The 21869-nt window shown below is 65.2% G+C and carries 16 protein-coding genes; 4 read left to right on the top strand and 12 right to left on the bottom strand.

Annotated features, from left to right (window positions below; translation table 11 throughout):
* Positions 1–15: 15 nt before the first annotated feature.
* Genes HMI59_RS14730 through HMI59_RS14720 form a run of 3 tightly spaced genes read right to left on the bottom strand, consistent with a single transcriptional unit; the run spans position 16 to position 5189 of the window.
* Positions 16–1581 carry an FAD-dependent oxidoreductase gene (locus HMI59_RS14730; RefSeq protein ID WP_193591716.1) on the bottom strand — a complete coding sequence of 522 codons (1566 nt, stop codon included), beginning with the start codon at positions 1579–1581 and terminating at the stop codon, positions 16–18.
* Positions 1578–3779, bottom strand: a complete 2202-nt coding sequence (locus HMI59_RS14725; RefSeq protein ID WP_193591715.1) for a molybdopterin oxidoreductase family protein — start codon at positions 3777–3779, stop codon at positions 1578–1580. The genes HMI59_RS14730 and HMI59_RS14725 overlap by 4 nt, the downstream gene beginning before the upstream one ends.
* Positions 3780–5189: an MFS transporter gene (locus tag HMI59_RS14720; protein ID WP_021471411.1), complete on the bottom strand. Its 1410-nt coding sequence runs from the start codon at positions 5187–5189 to the stop codon at positions 3780–3782.
* A 292-nt stretch (positions 5190–5481) separates the two neighbouring features.
* Here HMI59_RS14720 and HMI59_RS14715 point away from each other — a divergent pair, with 292 nt between their 5' ends.
* A complete protein-coding gene (locus HMI59_RS14715; RefSeq protein ID WP_193591714.1) occupies positions 5482–6891 on the top strand; it encodes an MFS transporter in 1410 nt (469 codons plus the stop codon).
* A gap of 70 nt (positions 6892–6961) precedes the next feature.
* Here HMI59_RS14715 and HMI59_RS14710 read toward each other — a convergent pair whose 3' ends face one another.
* The 4 genes from HMI59_RS14710 to HMI59_RS14695 all read right to left on the bottom strand — a co-directional run bounded on the left by HMI59_RS14710 (position 6962) and on the right by HMI59_RS14695 (position 13031).
* Positions 6962–8779: a biotin carboxylase N-terminal domain-containing protein gene (locus tag HMI59_RS14710; protein ID WP_166185289.1), complete on the bottom strand. Its 1818-nt coding sequence runs from the start codon at positions 8777–8779 to the stop codon at positions 6962–6964.
* A gap of 105 nt (positions 8780–8884) precedes the next feature.
* On the bottom strand, positions 8885–9556 hold the full coding sequence (locus tag HMI59_RS14705) for a nucleoside triphosphate pyrophosphatase (RefSeq protein ID WP_193591713.1): 672 nt from the start codon (positions 9554–9556) through the stop codon (positions 8885–8887).
* Positions 9557–9784: 228 nt separating this feature from the next.
* Positions 9785–12310, bottom strand: coding sequence for an MMPL family transporter (locus tag HMI59_RS14700; protein WP_193591712.1), 2526 nt, complete (start codon positions 12308–12310; stop codon positions 9785–9787).
* A gap of 1 nt (position 12311) precedes the next feature.
* Positions 12312–13031: a TetR family transcriptional regulator gene (locus tag HMI59_RS14695; RefSeq protein ID WP_166187077.1), complete on the bottom strand. Its 720-nt coding sequence runs from the start codon at positions 13029–13031 to the stop codon at positions 12312–12314.
* A 117-nt stretch (positions 13032–13148) separates the two neighbouring features.
* On the opposite strand from HMI59_RS14695, the gene HMI59_RS14690 reads away from it, so the two are divergent.
* Both HMI59_RS14690 and HMI59_RS14685 read left to right on the top strand, forming a co-directional pair.
* A complete protein-coding gene (locus HMI59_RS14690; RefSeq protein WP_227471396.1) occupies positions 13149–13640 on the top strand; it encodes a GNAT family N-acetyltransferase in 492 nt (163 codons plus the stop codon).
* Positions 13641–13685: 45 nt separating this feature from the next.
* Positions 13686–15056, top strand: coding sequence for an HNH endonuclease signature motif containing protein (locus HMI59_RS14685; protein ID WP_193591710.1), 1371 nt, complete (start codon positions 13686–13688; stop codon positions 15054–15056).
* Positions 15057–15078: 22 nt separating this feature from the next.
* Here the strand turns inward: HMI59_RS14685 and HMI59_RS14680 are convergent, their stop codons facing one another.
* From HMI59_RS14680 to HMI59_RS14660, 5 genes are all read right to left on the bottom strand, one after another.
* On the bottom strand, positions 15079–15564 hold the full coding sequence (locus HMI59_RS14680) for a YbjQ family protein (RefSeq protein ID WP_166187080.1): 486 nt from the start codon (positions 15562–15564) through the stop codon (positions 15079–15081).
* Positions 15565–15652: 88 nt separating this feature from the next.
* Entirely contained in the window at positions 15653–17086 is a 1434-nt protein-coding gene (locus HMI59_RS14675) for a dicarboxylate/amino acid:cation symporter (protein WP_193591709.1), read from the bottom strand.
* A gap of 110 nt (positions 17087–17196) precedes the next feature.
* Positions 17197–18879 carry a DUF885 domain-containing protein gene (locus HMI59_RS14670; protein ID WP_193591708.1) on the bottom strand — a complete coding sequence of 561 codons (1683 nt, stop codon included), beginning with the start codon at positions 18877–18879 and terminating at the stop codon, positions 17197–17199.
* Between the two features lie 50 nt (positions 18880–18929).
* Positions 18930–19118, bottom strand: a complete 189-nt coding sequence (locus tag HMI59_RS14665) for an acyl-CoA carboxylase epsilon subunit (RefSeq protein ID WP_083261817.1) — start codon at positions 19116–19118, stop codon at positions 18930–18932.
* 44 nt (positions 19119–19162) lie between these two features.
* The gene (locus HMI59_RS14660; RefSeq protein ID WP_021471400.1) at positions 19163–20746 is read right to left on the bottom strand and encodes an acyl-CoA carboxylase subunit beta; all 1584 of its coding nucleotides are present in this window, start codon (positions 20744–20746) and stop codon (positions 19163–19165) included.
* 239 nt (positions 20747–20985) lie between these two features.
* Here HMI59_RS14660 and HMI59_RS14655 point away from each other — a divergent pair, with 239 nt between their 5' ends.
* The gene (locus HMI59_RS14655) at positions 20986–21852 is read left to right on the top strand and encodes an NAD(P)-dependent oxidoreductase (protein ID WP_193591707.1); all 867 of its coding nucleotides are present in this window, start codon (positions 20986–20988) and stop codon (positions 21850–21852) included.
* The last annotated feature ends 17 nt before the right edge of the window (positions 21853–21869 follow it).

The raw sequence follows: 21869 nt of genomic DNA, 5'->3' as shown, positions 1-21869 counted from the left end.
GGCGGCGGGCCGGGCTCAGGCAACCGCCGCCTGGAAGTGTTTCTCGATGAGGCCCTTGATGTCCTCGTGGCAGCCGCCGCATCCGGTTCCGGCACGGGTGGCCTTGGAAACCTCGGCCACGGTGGAGCACCCGTCCTCCACGGAATCCCTGATGCTGGCCGCGCTGACTCCTGCACACCGGCACACAGTGCGTTGGGGGTCGTTGCTGGTGGCGGCCCCGGAGTCCAGCTGGTCAGGTCCATCCAGGCGCAGCAGCAGCGAGCGGTCCGCCGGGAGTTCCGAGGCACGCTCGAAAAGCACCACGAGCTCGGCCGCGGTCCGGGGCATTCCGACGGCGACGAGCCCTTCCAGCACTCCGCCGCGGGTGGTCATCTTGACGTAGCGTCCGTGTTCGGGATCCGCCCACTGGGAGACTTGCCGGCGGGCGCGTCCCGCCACGGCCCCGGCTTCGAGGAGTTCGTCATCCCAGGGATCGGCCTGGTTGTCTCCGGCCAGGGCCAGGTTGATGCCCCGGGCTTTCAGGATAATAACACCCGGTTTCTCGGTGGCGAGCGGTTCAAGGGCATCGGCTGCCTCCTGGCCGTCGCGTGCCAGGACCAGCAGGTAGTCGGCCAACCACTCGGCCTGGCGCCACCCCGGTCCCACCAGGCCGGAAGGACCGCCGGCTGTCCGGCACTCAACGCAGGAAGCATCAGGGCAGCGCACTTCCGCGCAGTCGCCGATGGCGAACATGTGGGGTTCGTGATACGTGCGCAGGTGGTGGTCAACCAGGATTCCCGTGCCGACCGGAAGGCCGCAGCCCTCGGCCAGCCCGATGCGCGGACGGACGCCGCAGGACAAAACCAGGAGGTCGCCGTCGATCGCGGAGCCGTCGTCCAGGAGCAAAGCTGAGAACGAACCGTCAGGACCAGACGTTTCCACTGCGGTGGAGCGGGCATTGCCGGCCATGCGGACGCCGCTGGCCCGCAGGCTGTTGGTCAGGACCGATCCGCTGCCGCGGTCGATGCTGCGGCCCAGGGGGAAGGGGCCGTTGTGCACCACCGTGGCCTGCGCCCCTTCTTCCGAGGCAGCAAGGGCCGTCTCCAGGCCGAGCACGCCGCCGCCGAGGACTACCACCCGCTTGCGTCCGGCCACAGCTTCGCGCAGGACGGCGGCGTCATTGAGGTCCCTGAGTGTGATCACGCCCGGGGGCAGTACCGGCCCGGCAGGATCCGGGTTCAAGCCCGTCAGGTTGGGGATAACGGGCCGTGATCCTGTCGCGAAGACCAACCGGTCATAGTGTTCGGCGGAGCCGTCCGACAGCACGACGTGCTGCCGGGCCCGGTCGATCCGGCGGACCTTGGTGCCCAGGCGGACCTGCACGCCGGCAGCCTCCAGCTCCGCGGCGTCGGCCATTGCCAGTGCCTCCACTGAAGTACGTCCCACGCCCAGTTCAGCCACCATCACGCGGTTGTAGGCAGCTTCGGCCTCCTGTCCAACAACCAGCAGTTGCACCAGGCCGGAGCGGACGGCAGGAACCAGTTCCTCCACCAACCTTGCGGCCACGGGGCCGAATCCAACAACAACAATGCGCTCGCTCATGAAGCCTCCTTGGAGTGCAAGGGCAGTCCCGCATCCGCAAGGACCGCGGGAACCGGGGTGGACGCTGCCCGCCGGACCCATACCCGGCTGGTCTTGAATTCCGGCATGCCGGAGATGGGGTCGGTCGCGGCCTCCGTGAGCCGGTTGGCGTTCTCCTGGCCGGGGAAGTGGAACGGCAGGAACACGGTGTCGGGCCGCACGGCGTTGCTCAGTTCGGCGCGGCACAGCACTTCGCCGCGCTCGTTGGTCACGGTGGCGTAGTCGCCGTCGGTGATCCCGCGTGAAGCAGCCGTAGCAGGATGGATCAGCAGCCGGACCTGGGGTTGGGCCGCCAACAGCTCCGCAACGCGGCGGGTCTGGGCGCCGGACTGGTAGTGCTCCAGGAGGCGGCCGGTTGCCAGGGCCAGCGAATCGTCGGCAAAGGAACGCGAGGCCCGCTTGGAGGGTTTCACCGGAACCATGACTGCCCGGCCGTCCGGGTGACCAAAAGCGTCGGTGAACAGTCTGGGTGTGCCACTGCTGCCAACGGGATACGGCCAGTAGGCTGCTTCGCCACGGTCCAGCATGGCGTAGTCGATGCCGGAGTAGTCGGCCAAACCACCGGCGGAAGCCAAGCGAAGCTCTTCGAAAACGGTCTCGGGGTCGTCGCTGAACGTTGAAGGAGCCTGAAGCAATTCCGCGAGCCTTGCCATGAGCCACAGCTCGCTGCGGACGCCCGGGGGAGGGGTCAGCGCGCGCCGGCGCCGGATGACCCGCCCCTCGAGGTTGGTCAGGGTGCCTTCTTCTTCCGCCCACTGGGTCACGGGAAGCACCAGATCGGCTTCCAAAGCCGTCTCCGACATGAAGAAATCGCACACTACCAGGAAGTCGAGGGCACGCAGCCCGGCAGTGACGGCATTGGTGTCGGGTGCCGAAACTACCACGTTGGCGCCGTGCACCAAAAGGCACCGGACGCCGTCGGGCTTTCCCAGCGATTTAAGAAGTTCGACGGCGGGCAGGCCGGGTCCTGGGATCAGCGACTCATCGATGCCCCACACCCGGGCGACGTGGGCGCGGGCGGCGGGGTCGGTGATTTTGCGGTAGCCGGGGAGCTGGTCTGCCTTCTGGCCGTGTTCCCGGCCGCCCTGGCCGTTGCCCTGCCCGGTGAGGGTGCCGTAGCCGTTGCGGGCCGAGCCGGGCAGGCCCAACAGCAGGCTGAGGTTGATGGCGGCCGTGGCGGTGTCAGTACCATCGACGTGCTGTTCCACGCCCCGGCCGCTGAGGATGTAGCTGCCCCCGGTACGTGCGCCCTGTGCCAGCCGCCGGGCGGTTTCGCGGATGAGGTTGGCCGGAACTCCGGTGATCGTTTGGACGCGCTCCGGCCAGAAAGCGTTCAAGCTGCGCACCACGGAGGCGTAGCCGGAGGTCTTCTCCTCCACGAAGGCCGAATCCACGAGGCCCTCATGGACCACCACGTGGCTGATGCCCAAAAGGAGGGCCAAATCGGTACCGGGCGTCGGCTGCAAATGGAGGCCGCCGCCGTCGGACGTGAACGCGGCAGTCGCCGAGCGGCGGGGGTCCACCACAATCAGGCCGCCCGCGTCCCGTGCGCCCTGGAGGTGCTGGACGAACGGAGGCATGGTTTCGGCGACGTTGGAGCCGAGCATCAGGATGACCGACGCGGAATCGAGATCGGCCACCGGGAACGGCAGCCCCCGGTCTACGCCGAAGGCGCGGTTCCCGGCAGCCGCTGCGGAGGACATGCAGAACCGGCCGTTGTAGTCGATCCGTGAGGTGCGGAGGGCCAGCCGGGCGAACTTGCCCAGCATGTAGGCCTTCTCGTTGGTGAGGCCGCCCCCGCCGAAGACTCCTACGGCGTCGTTCCCGTACTGCCGCTGCGTATCCTTCACGGCAGCCACGATCAGCGCCAGGGCCTGCTCCCAGGAGATGGGCTGGTGGACGCCGTCGGACCCTTTCAGCAGCGGTTCCGTGACCCTGCCGTTGTGGTTCAACAACGACGCCGACGTCCAGCCTTTGCGGCACAGCCCTCCACGGTTGGTGGGAAAGTCGCGTCCGGAAACGTCAAGGGGCGCGGTGGGCTTGGCAGGCTCTGCGGCGGGTGCGGGCGCTGCCCCCGCCCCGTGGTCCGGGGCAGGGGTCAGCGTCATGGCGCACTGGAGCGCGCAGTAGGGGCAGTGGGTATCGGCGCCGTTGGGCATCTAGATGTGTCCGATCATGTTGCGCTTCCGGGCGGGACGGATGTAGCAGGCCCAGCACACGGTGAGCATCAGGACATACGCTGCGACGAATCCGTAGAAAGCAGGGGTGTAGGAACCGGAGGCGGTGTTGGAGGCATTGAGCACCTGGGGGATCACGAATCCGCCGTAGGCGCCGATCGCTGAGATCAGGCCCAGGGACGAGGCCGCGAGCCGGGCGGTTTCAGCGCTGCCGGCGCCGGAGCGGGCGGCCCGGCTGGAGGTCGCGAAGATGACCGGAATCATCCGGTACGTGGCGCCGTTTCCGAAACCGCTGGAGACAAAGAGCAGGAGGAACAGGCCCAGGAAGAGCCAGAAGTTCTTCAGCGGCAGCGTCCAGATCATGGTGAGCGTGATGACAGCCATCGATGCGAACGCTGTGATACTCATGCGGGCTCCGCCCATCCGGTCGGCCATCCGGCCACCGTAGGGACGGGCCAGGGAACCGACCAGCGGACCGAGGAACGCCAGGGAGAGCGCCACCGCTCCGACGTGGATGGAGGAGAACTCCGGGAAGTAGTCCTTGATGAGCTTGGGGAAGACGCCTGCGAAGCCGATGAACGAGCCGAAGGTGCCGATGTAGAGGAACGCCATGATCCACAGATGCGGTTCCTTCAGCGCCGCAACGGATCCGGCGATGTCGCCCTTGGCGCTGGTGAGGTTGTCCATGTATTTCCAGGCACCGAACGCCGCGACCAGGATCAACGGGATCCAGATGAGGCCGGCCATGGGGAGGTTGACGGTTCCGGCGGCCAGTACCGTGACGGCGATGGGAACAACCAACTGCGCGACGGCGGCACCCAGGTTTCCTCCGGCGGCGTTCAGGCCCAGTGCCCAGCCCTTCTCGCGGGCGGGGTAGAAGAAGGTGATGTTCGCCATCGAGCTGGCGAAGTTGCCGCCACCGAAGCCTGCGAGCGCTGCCACGAGGAGCATGACCCCGAACGGCGTTTCCGGGTTGGAGACGCACATGGCCAGGCCCGAGGCGGGGATGAGGAGGAGCAGGGCCGAAACGATGGTCCAGTTCCGTCCGCCGAACTTGGGAACCATGAACGTGTAGGGGATGCGGAGGGTGGCTCCTACCAGGCTGGGGATGGAGATGAGCCAGAAGATTTGGTTGGTGTCGAAAGCGAAGCCGGCGGCGGGAAGCTGGACGACCACGATCGACCAGAGCTGCCAGACAACAAAGCCGAGGAATTCGGCGAAGATGGACCAGTACAGGTTGCGCTTGGCGATGGACCGGCCTGCGGCCTCCCACTGCTCCTTGTTCTCGGCATCCCAGTTGGCGATCCAGCGGCCGGGGCGGTGTTCAAGGGCGGGGGTGGTGGTCGCAGTGGACTGGTGGGGTGCCAGTTCTGCGGTGCGGTCAACAGTCACGGGAGTGCCTCCTTGGTGGGGGACGTTGTGATTCCAAGGTAGGTTTCGCGCATTTCGCGGACCGTCGCCCTTTGTAAACGTGCTGTGACATTTCCCTATCTGAGGCATCACGGATGCGTGAGACGATGGTGAGGTTGTGGCGCGGCCCACAGGGTGAGATTTTCCAACTTGTCCGAATGGCGGACGTGATTGTCCAGTCGATGGACTGCGGGAACTATTATTGAACTCTCAAATACGCCTTCGCCGGCAGCCCGCCTGGTGCGTGGCCGGCGTGAACGAAAGCTGCATTTACATGTCTTCCACCGCTACATCCCAGGGAAGCGGGTCCACTGCACCGGTGAACTCGCGGGGACGGGTGATCGTTGCCAGCCTCATCGGCACGACCATCGAGTTCTACGACTTCTACGTCTACGCCACAGCCGCAGTGCTGGTCTTCCCCAGCCTGTTCTTCCCGAACCTGAATGCCACCACTCAGCTCCTGAGTTCCTTTGCCGTCTTTGGCGTGGCCTTCGTAGCGCGTCCGCTCGGCTCCATCGTGTTCGGCCACTTCGGTGACAAGTTCGGCCGCAAGGGAACACTCGTGGCATCCCTGCTCACCATGGGCATCGCCACGTTCCTGATCGGTTGCCTCCCCACGGCCGAAGTCCCCGGGTGGACCATCCTGGCTCCGGCACTGCTGGTGGTCATGCGCTTCGCACAAGGCCTTGCGCTGGGCGGAGAGTGGAGCGGTGCCGCCCTGCTGGCCACCGAGAACGCACCCGCCAACAAGCGCGCCATCTACGGCACCTTCCCCCAGCTGGGAGCCCCCTTCGGCTTCATCCTGGCCAACGTCATCTTCCTGGTGTTCAGCTACACCCTGTCCCCGGAGGCCTTTGCGGCATGGGGCTGGCGTGTGCCGTTCCTGCTCAGCGCCGTCATGGTGATCATCGGACTCTACGTCCGGCTCAAGCTCATTGAAACTCCTGCTTTCACCAAGGTGGTGGAGTCCAACGAGGTGGCCAAGCTGCCCATCGGCCGCGTTTTCAAGAGCAGCTGGCGCGAACTGATCCTTGGCACGTTCATCATGTTGGCCACCTACGTGCTCTTCTACCTGATGACCACGTTCACGCTCACCTATGGCACCAAGCCCACCCTCGAAGGCGCCCAGGTGGCTGCGGAGAAGGCCGGCAAGCCCATGACCGAAGCCGCAGCCGCGGCATTCATTCCGGGCCTCGGCTACACCCGCAACGACTTCCTGTGGATGCTGATTGCCGGCGTCGTGTTCTTCGGCATCTTCACCCTCGTGGCAGGACCGCTCGCCGAAAAGTTCGGCCGCCGCAAGATGCTCATGGCCGTGACGGCCGGTATCCTCCTCTTCGGCCTGCTCTTCGTTCCGCTCTTCAGCGGAGGGTTCGTGGGAACCATGGGACTGCTGATCATTGGCTTCACCCTGATGGGCCTGACCTTCGGACCAATGGGTGCGCTCCTGCCGGAACTGTTCCCCACCAACGTCCGTTACACGGGCTCGGCAGTCAGCTACAACGTCTCCAGCATCCTGGGTGCGGCCGTGGCCCCGTTCATTGCCGTGTGGCTCTGGGAACTCGGCGATGGCAGCACGTTCTGGGTAGGTGTCTACCTGAGCATCATGTCCGTCCTCACCCTCATCGCGCTCTTCCTGTCCAAGGAAACGCGGGACACGGACTACGAAAACAACGTCGCCTAAGCAGCCCGATAACGACGCCGGCCCCGCACCGTTTGGTGCGGGGCCGGCGTCGTGATGGGGGTACTTGCCGTTAGTCCTCGATGGTGGCGATGACGGCGCCCGCTGAAACGGTCTCGCCCGCCGAAGCCGTCAGGCCGCGGACGGTTCCGGCCTTGTGGGCGGTGAGGGGCTGTTCCATCTTCATGGCTTCGAGGACCACGATCAGGTCTCCCTCGGCCACGACGTCGCCCTCGGCAGCGGCGATCTTGACGATCGTTCCCTGCATGGGGGAGGTCAGCGCGGTGCCGCCGGCTACCGCGGCGGAAGCGCCGGCGGAGCGTGAACGCTTCTTCGACTTGCCGGCCTTGGTCTTGGTTCCGGCTCCGGAAGCAGCTGCCATACCGGCGCCGAGGCCCGAAGGCAGGACGACCTCAAGGCGTTTGCCGCCGACCTCGACGACGACGCGCTGGCGATCACCGGCGTCGGAGGTTTCCGCATCCGTGCCGGTGGGCTGCCACGCCGGAATGTTGTTGACGAACTCGGTCTCGATCCAGCGGGTGTGGACCTTGAAGGGTCCTTCTGCCGGGGCGAAGTCGGGGTCGGTCACAACGGCGAGGTCGAAAGGAATGACGGTGGGAATGCCTTCCACCACCATCTCCTCGAGGGCGCGGCGGGAGCGCTGGAGTGCCTGTTCGCGGCTGGAACCGGTGACGATGAGCTTGGACAGCATCGAGTCGAAGTTGCCGCTGATGACATCGCCCTCTTCCACGCCCGAATCCACGCGGATACCGGGGCCGGTGGGGTTCTTCAACGTGCTGATGGTGCCGGGCGCGGGCATGAAGTTGCGGCCCGGGTCCTCGCCGGTGATGCGGAATTCGAAGGAGTGGCCGCGGACTTCGGGGTCCTCGTAACCGAGGGCTTCGCCGCGGGCGATGCGGAACTGCTCACGGACCAGGTCGATGCCCGTGACTTCCTCGGAGACGCAGTGCTCAACCTGGAGGCGGGTGTTCACCTCGAGGAAGGAGATGGTGCCGTCCTGGCCCACCAGGAACTCGCAGGTGCCGGCGCCCAGGTAATGGGCTTCCTTCAGGATCGCCTTGGAGGATTCGTAAAGGCGCTTGTTCTGCTCTTCGGTGAGGTACGGAGCCGGGGCCTCTTCCACGAGCTTCTGGTTGCGGCGCTGCAGGGAGCAGTCGCGGGTGGAGACCACAACGACGTTGCCGTAGGCATCGGCCAGGCACTGGGTTTCGACGTGGCGGGGCGCGTCCAGGAACCGCTCGATGAAGCATTCGCCGCGGCCGAAGGCTGCGACGGCTTCACGGACGGCGGATTCGTAGAGTTCCGGAATCTCTTCCATGGTCCGGGCTACCTTGATGCCGCGGCCACCGCCGCCGAACGCTGCTTTGATGGCTACGGGCAGGCCGAACTCCTCGGCGAACTTGAGGATCTCATCGGCATCCTTGACGGGGTCTGCCGTGCCGGGGACCAGCGGGGCTCCGACCTTCTCCGCGATGTGGCGTGCCTGGACCTTGTCACCCAGGGCAGAGATGGCCTCGGGGGAGGGGCCGATCCACGTGATGCCGGCCTCGATCACCTTGGCGGCAAATTCCGCGTTCTCGGCCAGGAAGCCGTAGCCGGGGTGGATGCCGTCGGCGCCCGCCTGCTTTGCGACGTCGATGATCTTGTCCATCACCAGGTACGACTCGGCAGCCGTGTTGCCACCCAGTGCATACGCCTCGTCGGCAAGGCGGACGTGCAGGGCATCGCGGTCCGGGTCTGCGTAGACGGCTACGGAGGCAATGCCTTCGTCCCGGGCTGCTCGGATGATGCGGACCGCGATTTCGCCACGGTTGGCAATCAAGACCTTGGTAAGAGGGCTGGAAATGGGCTGCGCCGGGTTAGCTGACAAGTTGTTGACTCCTTCTGTCCTTCAGGGAGCCTAGCGCGATTGTGAGGGTTCCGCCCATATTGATGGCGGATTCCGTGTGTGAAGCGCTGTTCCTTTGTAGGGTTGCTACAAAGCCGGGTTCGCGCCGGGCACAGCCCACAGTTCGGTGATTCCCACATTCGCGTGGCTGAGCAGCTCGCGGAGCGTGGAGATGGAAAGCCCGACGACGGCGTGCGGGTCGCCGTCGACCTTGCGGATGAAGGCCCCGCCAAGGCCGTCGATGGTGAATGAGCCCGCGCAGTGGAGCGGTTCACCGGTGGCAATGTAGGCGTCGATGTCCTGGTAGGACATCTCGGCGAAGTGTACTTCCGCGCTGGAGACGGCACCCAAAGTGGCGCCGGTCCCGGTGGCGGGCTCGTCGTCGTCGACGTCGGCGGCAGTCTCCCGGCAGTCCACCAGCCAGTGCCCCGTGTGGAGGACCCCTTTGGATCCGCTCATGCGCAGCATTCGTTCGCGGGCAACCTCGGCGGTGTAAGGCTTGCCGTGCGATTCGCCGTCGAACTCGAAGACCGAGTCGCAGCCGATCACCAGGGCGCCGTCCGCCTCGGGGAGCGCCGCTACGGCCTCTGCCTTGGCCCGGGCGAGCAGCAGTGCGGTGTCGTGGGGATCAGTGACGCCGTACCTGGCCTGCACCGTGTCCTCATCCACGTCCGACACCAGGATGTCGTGCTGGATGCCCGCTTCGGCGAGGAGCTTGGTGCGGGCAGGGGACTGGGAGGCAAGGATCAATCGGGTCACGCCACCAAGCCTAATACCCCCACCGCCCCCCGACGCTCTATCACTTCCCGCCCCCAAACGCCGGTTGCTCTATCACGTCCCACCCCTAAACGCCGGGTGCTCTATCACTTCCCGCCCCTAAACGCCCGATGCTCTATCACTTCCTTCAGGCAAGCGATAGAGCATCGGGGATAACCGGTGGTTATGTGATAGAGGAACCGGGGGTGTGGGTGGTGACGTGATAGAGGGTTAGTGGACGAGTTCCGCCGAGCCGGCCTTCGGGCGGTCGCTGCGGTTCAGCTTGGCGCCCTCAACGTCGACGTCCGGCAGCAGGCGGTCCAGCCACTTCGGCAGCCACCAGGCCTTCTCGCCGAGCAGGTACATGATCGCGGGCACGATCGTCATGCGGACAACGAACGCGTCAACCAGCACACCGAAGGCCATGGCGAAACCGAGCGGGCGGACCATGGTGAGGTGGCTGAAGATGAAGCCCGAGAACACGCTCACCATGATGATCGCGGCGGCCGTCACCACGGCAGCTGCGTGGCTGAAACCGGTCCGGACGGCGTGCCGGGCGTCTTCACCGTGCATGTAGGATTCCCGCATGCCCGAGGTGATGAACACCTGATAATCCATGGCCAGGCCGAACAGCACGCCGATCAGGATGATGGGCAGGAAGCTCAGCACGGCACCCGGATTGGCGACGTCGAAGATTCCGCCGAGCCAGCCCCACTGGTAAACAGCCACGACGGCGCCAAACGCTGCGGCCAGCGACAACAGGAAGCCTCCCGTGGCCAGCAGCGGCACCACGATTGAGCGGAAGACCAGCAGCAGGAGGATCAGGGACAGCCCGACGACGATCGCCAGGTACGGCGGCAGGGCGGCGCCGAGTTTCTCGGAGACGTCCACGTTGCCCGCGGTCTGGCCGGTCAAGCCGATGGAAACCCCGGTGTCCTCGCGGATCTGGGCGCCCTTTTCACGGAGGTCCGAGACCACCTTCACGGTGCTGGCGCTTGCCGGCCCCTCCTTGGGAATGACCTGGTAAACCGCGGTGCTACGGTCCTCACTCAGGGCAAAGGGCACGGCAGCAACCACGTTCTCAACACTGCGCAACTGCTCGGCGACATCGAACTGCTTGTTCTTGGCATCGTTTTCGCTGAGCCCGGCGGGCAGTTCGCCAACCACGATGATCGGGCCGGTGACGCCTTCGCCGAAGCTGTTGCGTGTCAGGTCATACGCCTTGTAAGCCTGGGAGTCCACAGGTTCGGACCCGCCGTCGGGCAGTGCCAGCCTCAGCTGCGAAGCGGGCAGTGCAACTGCCCCGAGCAGTACCACGCTGAGAATCAGCGCCACCCACGGATGGCGGGTGACCAAGCCACCCCAACCGCGCGTGCTGCGCTTCTCGTCCAGGTCGCGGTCGGCAGCTTCATGGCCCGGTTCGGCGTTGTGCCGGGCGGCCTTTGCCCAAGCCCGCTTGGAGATAAGCCGGCGGCCGATCAGGCTCAGGACGGCGGGTGTCAGGGTCAGGGCAACGACGACGGCGACGGCTACAGTCGCTGCTGCTGCCACACCGAGGATTGCCAGGAACGGCAGCCCGGGAATGACCAGGGCGGCGAGGGCGATGATGACCGTCAGGCCCGCAAACATGACGGCATTGCCCGAGGTGCCTGTGGCCAAAGCGACGGATTCCTCGCCATCCATGCCGGCAAGCAGCTGGTTGCGGTGCCGGTTGACGATGAACAGCGAGTAGTCGATGCCCACGGCCAGGCCCAGCATGAGTGCGAGCATGGGGGAGATGGAGCTCATGTCGATCACGCCGGTCAGCGCGAACGTGCCACCGACGCCCACGGCCACGCCGATCAGCGCCATGATGAGGGGCAGGCCCGCAGCAATGAGCGTGCCGAGCATCAGGATCAGGACCAGTGCGGCAACCGCGACACCAACGATTTCCGCCACGCCGAAGATCTGCGAAACGTCTTCGGTGATGTCCTTGCTGGCATAGGCAGTCACGCCTGCTGAGGAGACCCCGTGGACGATGTCCTGTACTTCCTGCCGGACGGCGGGCGGGACGGCGTTGATGGACGTCTTGAACTGGATCTGCGCGATTGCTGCCTTGTTGTCGCTGGAAACAAAGCGCAATCCTTCAGAGGCTTGCGCCTCCCGCTTGCCGAGGGCCAGCGCGGCGGCGCCGTCGGCAGCTTCCTTGGCTCCGGCGTCGAGCTTCTCCTTGCCTGCCGCGAGCTCGGCACGCCGGGGAGCCAGCTGTGCCTCGATCTGCGCCGGCGGCAATCCGGCCGCCGCAAGCTGCTGTTCGGCCGCGGCCAGCTGTTCTTCGCCTGCCGCAATCTGTGCGCGGGAAGCGTCCAGTTGGGCCTTGCCTGCTGCAGCCTGGGCTTCGCCCTCGGAGATCTTGGCGGCTGCCTGGTCCAACTGTTCCTGCGTGGTGAAGGGGTTGACCACGGACTGGACGTCGGGGAGTTTTTCGAGTTGGGCCAGGGCGTCGGCCACAGCGTCCTTGCCCGCTTGGTCGAAACCTGAAGCGCCTGCCTCGAACGCCACGCTTGCGGACCCGCCCGACGCGTCAGGGAGTGCTTCCTTCAGCTTGTCAGCCATCTGCTGGGTTTCGGTGCCCGGGATGGTGAAGTTGTTGGACATGGTGCCGTGGAACGCGGCGGCAGAGCCGCCCACAGCGACCAAAACGGCCAGCCATAGTGAGATGACCAGCCAACGGCGGCGGTAGGAAAACCGGCCGAGTCGGTAGAGGAACGATGCCATGTCAGAACCGATCTGTGGTGGGTGGAACGGAGGAAGTGCCTTCGGTGCGCGAAGACGGGGACGACGACGGCGCGAAGCCGGCTCCGAGGAGCCCCATCGCGTCGATGAGGTGCTGGCGGAGCACCGCCAGGGATTCGGGGGAGAGGTCCGGTCCGCATTCGGCGAACCAGACGTTCATGGCAGCCTTGCCGCAGGAAATGACCGAGCCGGCCAGGGCATGCAGGTAGAGCTCACTGACGTCCGGTCCCAGCCTTGTCCGTGCGGCGGCGATGATTTGTTCGGTGCAGTGGTCCCAGGCCTCGAGCTCGGACCGGGCCAGGGAGCGGTTGTCCTGGGTCAGGCTGAACAACTCGGCCATCGGAGCAACCGACATGGGGTCTGCCAGGGCCATGAGCGCGGCCTGGGCCGACTCGAGGATGGTCTCGTCGGCCGGACGTAGCTGGAACTGCTCGAGGGCACGGTCCATGAACCCGTCAGCCACCGACGCGAGGGCCGCCTCGAGGCTGGGGAAGTAGTTGAAGAAGGTGCGGCGGGAGACACCGGCGCTGGCCGCAATGTCCTCCACCGTGAAGTTTCCCGAGCCCTTGGCCCGGAGTAATTCAAGGGCTGCTGCGGCGATGGAACTACGGGTGGCGGCCTTGTTGAGCTCCCGCCGGGAAGGGGTGCTCGACTCGGTCGCAGGCTGCGTGGAGGTGTCCTCCTGGCTGCTTGTTTGGGTCACATAATTACACTAAGTGCAAACTTGCACTCTGCGCAATTTGCGGATTAGATGGCACGCGCAGGAAGGTGTCTTTGGGGTAGACGCGGGACTGACTGGACTGGGTGGCAGGAGGCGGGCGTGACTAAAACCAGTACTGCTGAGCTGGAAGTACGTCCCGCCCTGCTTCGCGACGTAGCGTCGATCGTCTTCTTGTTGCGCCAAACCGGCTGGGCTCAAACCGATCCTCATGCGTTGTCGGCGGCCGTGAATGACGAAAACCGGCACGTTGTCGTGGCCTGCCGTGGGTCCAATCTGATCGGATGGGGAAAGACGCACTTCTGGGATTATTCAGACGGAAACGCGCCCGCGGGTTATTACCTCGGTGGTGTCTCGGTTCTGCCTTCCGAACGCCGACGCGGAGTAGCGAGTGCCCTCACCGAGGCGCGGTTGCAATGGATCTGGTCCCGGGTGCCACAGGCCTGGTACGTCGTCAATGCCGGCAACACTGAGTCCATTGAGCTGCACAAAAGGTGGCACTTCATCGAAGTAGGACGCAGCCCACAGTTTCACACGACCACCTTCGCCGGAGGCGTGGGTCTCCTCATGAGGGCAGAACGACCCAGTCCGTGATACTGGGGGCCTAATAATGTCCGACCCCCTTGGCAGACTGGATTCATGGAGGACAGGCAGAGGCTTCGCGTGGAAACCAGGGCATCAGCGCCCGGGGCGGCGATGCTGCCTGTCTCTGACCAGCCTCTGGCCGTAGAGGCGTCAGTTGAGCCCCATGAGACCGCCCGAGCACTCATCGAACAGCTTCGAGTGTTGGAAGATATGAAGTCCGCCATCTCCGGGCTGCAGGCAAAGATCGCAGCCTCCTTCGAGCTCGCCCAACGCCAGGCAGATGCGGCGGCAGGCGTGCCCGCCCCGAAGCAGGGCGGGGGAGCTGCGGCGCAGATCGCCCTGGCCCGGCGCGAGTCGCCCCATCGCGGATCGAGGCTCCTAGGGCTCGCCAAGGCACTGGTCAAGGAGATGCCACGGACCCTCGCCGCCCTCGACTCCGGTTTGCTCAACGAGTGGCGCGCCACCCTTCTGGTGAAGGAAACGGCGTGCCTGTCCGCCGAGGACCGCTGCGCCGTGGATGAAGAGTTGGCTCCGGACACCGGGACTTTGGACGGCATGGGGGATCGGGCGATCATCGCCGCTGCCAAAGCCGCTGCGTACCGACGTGACCCGCGATCGGTTACCCGGCGGGCCGCACATGCTGCCAAGGAGAGGCACGTCAGCATCCGGCCCGCGCCGGACACGATGACGTATCTGACTGCTTTGCTGCCCGTTGCCCAAGGCGTCGCAGCCTATAAGGCTCTCAAAGAAGCTGCTGACTCAGCCCGATGCTCCGGTGACGAACGCTCCCGCGGCCAAGTCATGGCGGACACGCTAGTGGAGAGACTCACGGGTACGCCGGGCGGTATTTCCAAGGTGGAAGTGCAGCTGGTCCTGACGGATCGCACTCTGTTCCAGGGCGACAGCGAACCCGCAAGGCTTGAGGGCTACGGCATAGTGCCGGGTGGTTGGGCCAGGGAGCTTGTGGGACTGGGTAGGGGTGCAAGTCCCTCCGGGAACATCAAAGCGCTGCCAGCGGACCCAGGCTTCGTGGTCTGGCTTCGAAGACTGTACACAGCACCGAATACCGGGGAACTCGTGGGCATGGATTCCAAAGCCAGGCTCTTCCCACCCGGCATGCGGCGATTCATCGAGGCCCGCGATGCTTCATGCCGAACACCCTACTGCGATGCGCCTATCCGGCACATCGACCACATCGTTCCATGGCAAGGCGGTGGACCCACCAGCCTCGGCAACGGCGCAGGGCTGTGCGAACAGTGCAATCACACCAAGGAAAACCCCGGGTGGGCCGCGAAGCCACTGGCAGACGCCTCCGGGGTGCACGCCTTGGACCTGACCACGCCCACGGGCCACACGTACCGGTCCAAAGCACCACCGTTGCCGGGAGCGGTACCGTTGCCGGGGCATGGTCCTGCCTGGGTGTAGCTTGGACCCTGGCCCGGACGGCTTAGTACTGTGACTGGCCGGGGAAAGGCTGCGACTGGCCCGGCTGCTGCCCGCCCATTTGCGGCTGGACCGGGGGACCCGGCTGCGGGGGCGCAGGCTGGCCCGCTCCCTGCTGGGGTTGCTTGGTCAGGTAGATCGACTGCCCCGTGGCGCCCGGTTCCCCTTCGCCCAAGGGAAGCACGTAGACGGCAGTGCCGTAGGCGCACACTTCGGTCCAGTTGGTGCCCATCTCCGAGGTATCGAACCGCATGGCCACGATGGCGTTGGCTCCACGCTGCTGGGCCTCGCTGACCATGCGGGCCATGACTTCCTGCCGGCTCTCGTACAGGGCGCGCGTCATCTCGGGCAGTTCGCCGCCGCCCAAGGAGCGGAAGCCGGCCAGCATCTGGGACCCGATGTCCCGTGAACGCACGGTCAGGCCCATCACTTCGCCGAAGACGGCGTCGATGCGGTGGCCCGGAATTTCATTGGAAGTGACAATCAGCATGCCCCGAGCCTACTCAGGATCCGACCTTAAACGACGCAATCCCCCGGGGTTTCTCACCGGGGGATTGCGGAGGGGATTACGGAAGCCCTTAGCGCTTGGCGTCAGCCAGTTCGCGCTCTTCAGCAACGGCTGCAGCCTTGTCGGCAGCGAACTCGTCATTGAACGCGGCACCGTTGCGGGGAGCGTTGTACAAGGACTGGTCCAGGATGCCTTGGCGCTTGGCCACGAGGGTCGGCACCAGGGCCTGGCCTGCGACGTTGACGGCGGTGCGGCCCATGTCCAGGATGGGGTCGATCGCCAACAGGAGCCCGACGCCGGCCAGCGGCAGTCCCAGCGTGGACAGTGTCAGCGTCAGCATGACGACGGCGCCCGTGGTGCCTGCCGTTGCCGCGGAACCGAGGACGGAGACCAGCACGATCAGCAGGTACTGGCTGAAGTCCAAGTTGATACCGAAGAACTGGGCCACGAAAATGGCGGAAATGGCCGGGTAGATCGCGGCGCAGCCGTCCATCTTGGTGGTGGCACCCAGTGGCACGGCGAACGACGCGTAGCCGGAAGGAACGCCGAGGTTGCGCTCGGTGACACGCTGCGTGAGCGGGAGCGTTCCGATGGAAGAGCGCGAAACGAAGGCGAGCTGCACAGCCGGCCATACACCGGAGAAGTACTGCTTGATGGACAGGCCGTGGACGCGGACCAGCACCGGGTAGAGAACGAACAGCACCAGGGCCAGGCCGATGTAGATGGCCGCGGTGAACTTTCCGAGGGAACCGATGGTGTCCCAGCCGTAGATGGCTACAGCGTTGCCGATCAGGCCCACGGTACCGATCGGAGCAACGCGGATGATCCACCACAGGACCTTCTGGATGACTGCGAGGGCGGAGGCGTTGAAGGTGAGGAAGGCTTCAGCCTGCTTGCCTACCTTCAGCGCTGCAATACCGACGGCGATGGCCACAACCAGGATCTGCAGGACGTTGAAGGAAACGGACGTGCTGACAGTCGTGGCAGCGTTGGCGCTTTCGGTGACGGTGGAGCTAGCGCCCAGGCCAAGGAAGTTCTTGGGGAAGAGTCCGGTGAGGAAGGCCCACCAGTCACCGGTCTTGCCGGCGTACTCGGCCTTCTGCGTGATACCCGTGGCGGCGCCGGGCTGCAGCAGCACGCCCAGGCCGATGCCGATGAGCACCGAGACAAACGACGTGATGGCGAACCAGAGCAGCGTGTTCCAGGCCAGGCGTGCGGCGTTCGACACTTGGCGCAGGTTCGCGATGGAGCTCACGACGGCGGTGAAGATCAACGGAACGACGGCGGTTTGCAGCAGTGATACGTAGCTGGAACCGATCGTCTGGAGCGTGGCGCCCAGTCCGTTGGGAGCAGCCTTGGTGCTGCCCGTGTACTTGGCGACCAGGCCGAGGACCAGGCCGACGATGAGGGCGGTGATAATTTGGACGCCGAAGGAGCTCGCCCACTTGGGGAGCCGCGGACCGGCCTTGCCGGATGCAGGAGTGATGGTATTTGAGGTGCTCACCGGAACACGGTAGGTGCTTCGCAAATAACATAGCGAACGGACGTTTAGAAATGTTACGTGCGAAAAAGTTATTCCCTGTGCGTTTGTGACGTTACTCTCCCCGACAATACTCAGCCCAGCAGAGCCCTTCGCAGCACATCCAGGCCTACCGAGCCTATGTTCAGGGCCTTGCTGTGGAAGGACTTGAGGTCGAAGCCTTCGCGGGACTCGAGTTCGGCGCGGATTTGTTCCCACAAGCGCTGGCCTACCTTGTACGACGGAGCCTGTCCCGGCCAGCCCAGGTAGCGGGCGAATTCGAACTGGAGTTGGCCTTCGCTGATGTCGAGGTTGGCTTTGAGGAAGTCGAAGCCCTTCTCCGGGGTCCATGTTCCGGTGCCCCAGCGTTCGGGAACGGGCAGCTCCAAGTGCACTCCGATGTCGAACACCACACGCGCGGCACGCATGCGCTGGCCGTCCAGCATGCCCATGTGGTCGCCGGGATCCTTGAGGTACCCCAGTTCCAACATGAGCTGCTCGGCGTAAAGTGCCCAGCCCTCGCCGTGTCCGGAGACCCAGCAGACGTTGCGGCGCCAATTGTTGAGGAGTTCGCGGCGGTAGGTGGCCGTAGCTACTTGCAGGTGGTGGCCGGGCACGCCTTCGTGGAACACAGTGGTGGTTTCGCTCCACGTGGTGAACGTGTCTTCGCCGGCGGGGACGGACCACCACATGCGGCCTGGGCGGGAGAAATCATCGGAGGGGCCGGTGTAGTAAATGCCGCCCTCGTCGGTGGGGGCGATCATGCACTCCAGGGTCTTCATGACATCCGGGATGTCGAAGTGCACGTCGGCCAGCTCTGCGACTGCCCGGTCCGACAGCTCCTGCATCCAGGCCTTGAGGGCATCTGTGCCCTTGATCTGCCGGGAGGGATCGTTGTTGAGGATTTCCTTGGCTTCTTCGATGCTTGCCCAGGGCTTGATCTGCCCTGCCACTTTCTCCTGTTCGGAGATGAGCCGTTCCAGCTCCTGCACGCCCCAGGCGTAAGTCTCCTCAAGATCGACGGCGGCACCGAGGAAGGACCGCGACGCCAAGGCGTACCGTTCCCTCCCGACAGCATCCTTGTCGGGGGCCTGGGGGAGTAGTTCGTCCCGCAGGAAATCACCCAGCGAACTGTACGCTTCGCGGGCCGCGGAGGCTCCGGCGTCGAGCCTTGCCTGGACGTCCGCCGGCAACGGCGCCCCGCCGGCGAGGGCATCGGAGGCGAGTTTTGCGAAGAAACCGTCCGCGGCGGCGTAGCGGCTGGTCTGGTCGATGACGATCCGGACCTGGCGTGCTGCGGAAACCTTCCCTGCGGCTGCGCCGGCGCGCAAGGACGAGATGTAACCGGCAATGGCCTCCGGAACGTTGGCCGCACGGCCGGCAATGTGCTCCCATTGCTCCACGGTGTCCGTGGGCATGAGGTCGAAGATGGCCCGGATGTCCTGCGCCGGGGAAGCGATGTTGTTCAGGTCCGCGGCGTCCCAACCGGACTCGTGGATTTCCAGCTCCAGGCCCAGACGCTCGCGCATGGCGTCGAGGGTTACCGCGTCGGTATCGTCGCGCGGTTCCAGGGCCGCCAGCGCTTCCAAGGCTTTCCGGGTGGCTTCGGCGTGGGCTTCGGCCCCCGCCGGGGAGAAGTCCTGGTACTCGGTTTCGTGTCCCGGCAACCCCAAGGTGGTGGCGAAGCTGGGGTTGAGTTCGATCAGCTTTTCTGTGTACGCATCAGCTACGGCGTCGATGGCGGTCTTGGCGCGTACGGGGGTGTTTGCAGTAGTCACCCCCAGAGCCTAGCCGCCACCTCCGTCACGTGAAAGGGTTGTTGAAAGCTTTAGCCGCGGCTGCGGCGCCATGCGCCCGGACCCGGGGTCGGGTCCAGCCGCAATTGCTGGCGGCGCACCCAGTGGCGCACGTTCGGCTTGGCTGCCTCCGGCGTCGGGGGTACTCCCACAGAGGCGACGACGGCGGCAAGTGCCGCGAGTTCTTCCGGCGTGGGATCGCCTTTGACCACGGAAAACATGGGCAGTGCCGGCTCCTCGGCCGGCAGGGGGCTCTTTGCCGCGCTCACAGGGGAATGTTCCCGTGCTTCTTGGTGGGCAGGCTGGCCCGCTTGTCCCGCAGTGCACGGAGGCCCCGGATGATCTGCAGGCGGGTGTCCGACGGCGCGATGACGGCGTCCACGTATCCAAGCTCAGCAGCCTGGTACGGGTTGAGGAGTTCTTCCTCGTAGCCCTGGATGATCTCGGCACGGCGGGCCTCAACGTCGCCCCCTGCCTCGGCAACGGCGGCAAGGTCGCGGCGGTAGAGGATGTTCACCGCACCCTGTGCTCCCATGACGCCGATCTGTGCGGTGGGCCAGGCAAGGTTCAGGTCGGCTCCAAGCTTCTTGGAACCCATCACGATGTAGGCCCCGCCGTACGCCTTGCGGGTAATGACAGTGAGCTTCGGGACAGTTGCCTCGGCGTAGGCGTACAGGAGCTTGGCGCCACGGCGGATGATGCCCTGGAATTCCTGGTCCTTGCCCGGGAGGAAGCCGGGGACGTCCACCAGCGTGATGATGGGGATGTTGAAGGCGTCGCAGTGGCGGACAAAGCGGGCAGCCTTCTCCGAGGCGGAGATGTCCAGGGTTCCGGCGAACTGCATGGGCTGGTTGGCCACGATGCCCACGGTGTGCCCCTCCACCCGTCCGTAACCGATGATGACGTTCGGGGCGTAGAGCGACTGCATCTCCAGGAAGTGCGCGTCATCGACGATCTGCTCGATCACTTTGCGCATGTCATAGGGCTGGTTGGCGGAATCAGGGATGAGCCCGTCCAGGGCGAGGTCGTCCTCGTCCAGTTCCAGTTCCTGGTCGTGCTCCACCACGGGGGCTTCGGAGAGGTTGTTGGACGGCAGGAAGTCGAGCAGTTCACGGACGAACTCGATCGCGTCGGCTTCATCGGAGGCGAGGTAGGTGGAGGTACCTGTGGTGGCGTTGTGCTGGCGGGCGCCGCCCAGGGTCTCCATGTCCACGTCCTCGCCCGTGACGGTCTTGATGACGTCGGGGCCGGTGATGAACATGTGTGAGGTTTTGTCCACCATCACCACGTAGTCGGTGAGCGCCGGGGAGTATGCGGCGCCGCCGGCACACGGACCCATGATGAGGGAAATCTGGGGGACCACGCCGGATGCGTGCACGTTGTTGCGGAAGATGTCCGCGAACATTGCCAGGGACGCGACGCCCTCCTGGATCCGTGCGCCGCCGCCGTCGTTGATGCCAACCACCGGACAACCGTTGCGGAGGGCGAATTCCTGGACCTTGACGATCTTCTCGCCGTTGACCTGGCTCAGGGAGCCGCCGTAGACGCTGAAGTCCTGGCTGTAGATAGCGATCAGGCGGCCATCAACGGTGCCGTAGCCGGAAACGACGCCGTCGCCGAGCGGCTTCTTCTTTTCCATGCCGAAGGCGGTGGAACGGTGGACAGCCAGGGCGTCGAACTCGACGAACGATCCGGGATCAACCAGCAGCTCGATGCGCTCGCGGGCAGTGTTCTTGCCGCGCGCATGCTGCTTCTCTATCGCTTCCGGGCCGGAAGGCTGCTCGGCACGGGCCTGGCGGTCGCGGAAGTCGGCAATCTTTCCCGCTGTCGTTGTCAGATCGTGGCTCATCAAGTGTCTCCGGCTCTGTAGCTGATATTCGCTGGCGCGGTTCTGGTTCGGCAAACAGCTGATTAAGTAGCTTCCGTACAAAGAACAGGCCCTGATGGCCAGTCTAGTGACGCAATAGCCGCGAACCGCTGTAGAAACCCTACAATTTTCTGCGCCCAAGCCCGAAGCCCTGCCTGCGCTGCTTGCCGGGGCACGAGTGATGTTACCCGTCAGTAACATCTTTGGGTTAGAGTGGCTGCATGACTCAAAGCAATGCCGCTTACGTTGCCACCGGCTCGCTCAAAGGCCGCACCATCATCATGTCCGGCGGGAGCCGGGGGATCGGTCTTGCCATTGCCACCCGGGCCGCCCGCGACGGCGCCAACATCGTGCTCATGGCCAAGACGGGTGAACCGCACCCGAAGCTCGAAGGCACGGTTTTTACGGCCGCGGAGCAGCTGGTCGCCGCCGGCGGACAGGCCCTGCCGATCGTCGGGGACGTCCGGAATGATGACGACGTCGCCACTGCCGTGAGTGCCGCCGTCGAGCGTTTCGGGGGCGTGGACATCGTGGTCAACAATGCCTCGGCCATCGACCTGTCCCGCACGGACGCGATCGACATGAAGCGCTACGACCTGATGCAGGACATCAACGTCCGGGGCACTTTCCTGCTGTCCAAGCTGGCGCTGCCGGCACTGCGCGAGTCGGAACACGCGCACATCCTGACGCTGTCCCCGCCGCTCAACCTGGATCCCAAGTGGGCCGGGATGCACTTGGCGTACACCATGGCGAAGTACGGCATGAGCCTGACCACGCTGGGCCTGGCCGAGGAACTCAAGGATGATGGCGTCTCCGTCAATTCGTTGTGGCCCTGCACGCTGATTGACACTGCGGCCATCCGGAACATGCCCGGCGGCCGGCAGATGGTCAAGGCTGCGCGTGGTCCGGAGATCATGGCCGATGCAGCCCATGCGATCCTGACGGGTGCCAACCTTACGGCGGGCGGTTCCACGAGCGGCAACTTCTACACCGATGAAGAGGTCCTGCGCGCGGCAGGGGTTTCCGACTTCGCCCCCTACAGCCTCGGTGCGCCGGAGGACCGCCTGGTCCCGGACATCTTCCTCTGACCGGATTCATACCCTCG

Source organism: Paenarthrobacter sp. YJN-5 (assembly GCF_015040095.1).
GTDB lineage: Bacteria > Actinomycetota > Actinomycetes > Actinomycetales > Micrococcaceae > Arthrobacter > Arthrobacter ureafaciens.
This window is presented reverse-complemented; position numbering and strand designations above follow the sequence as displayed.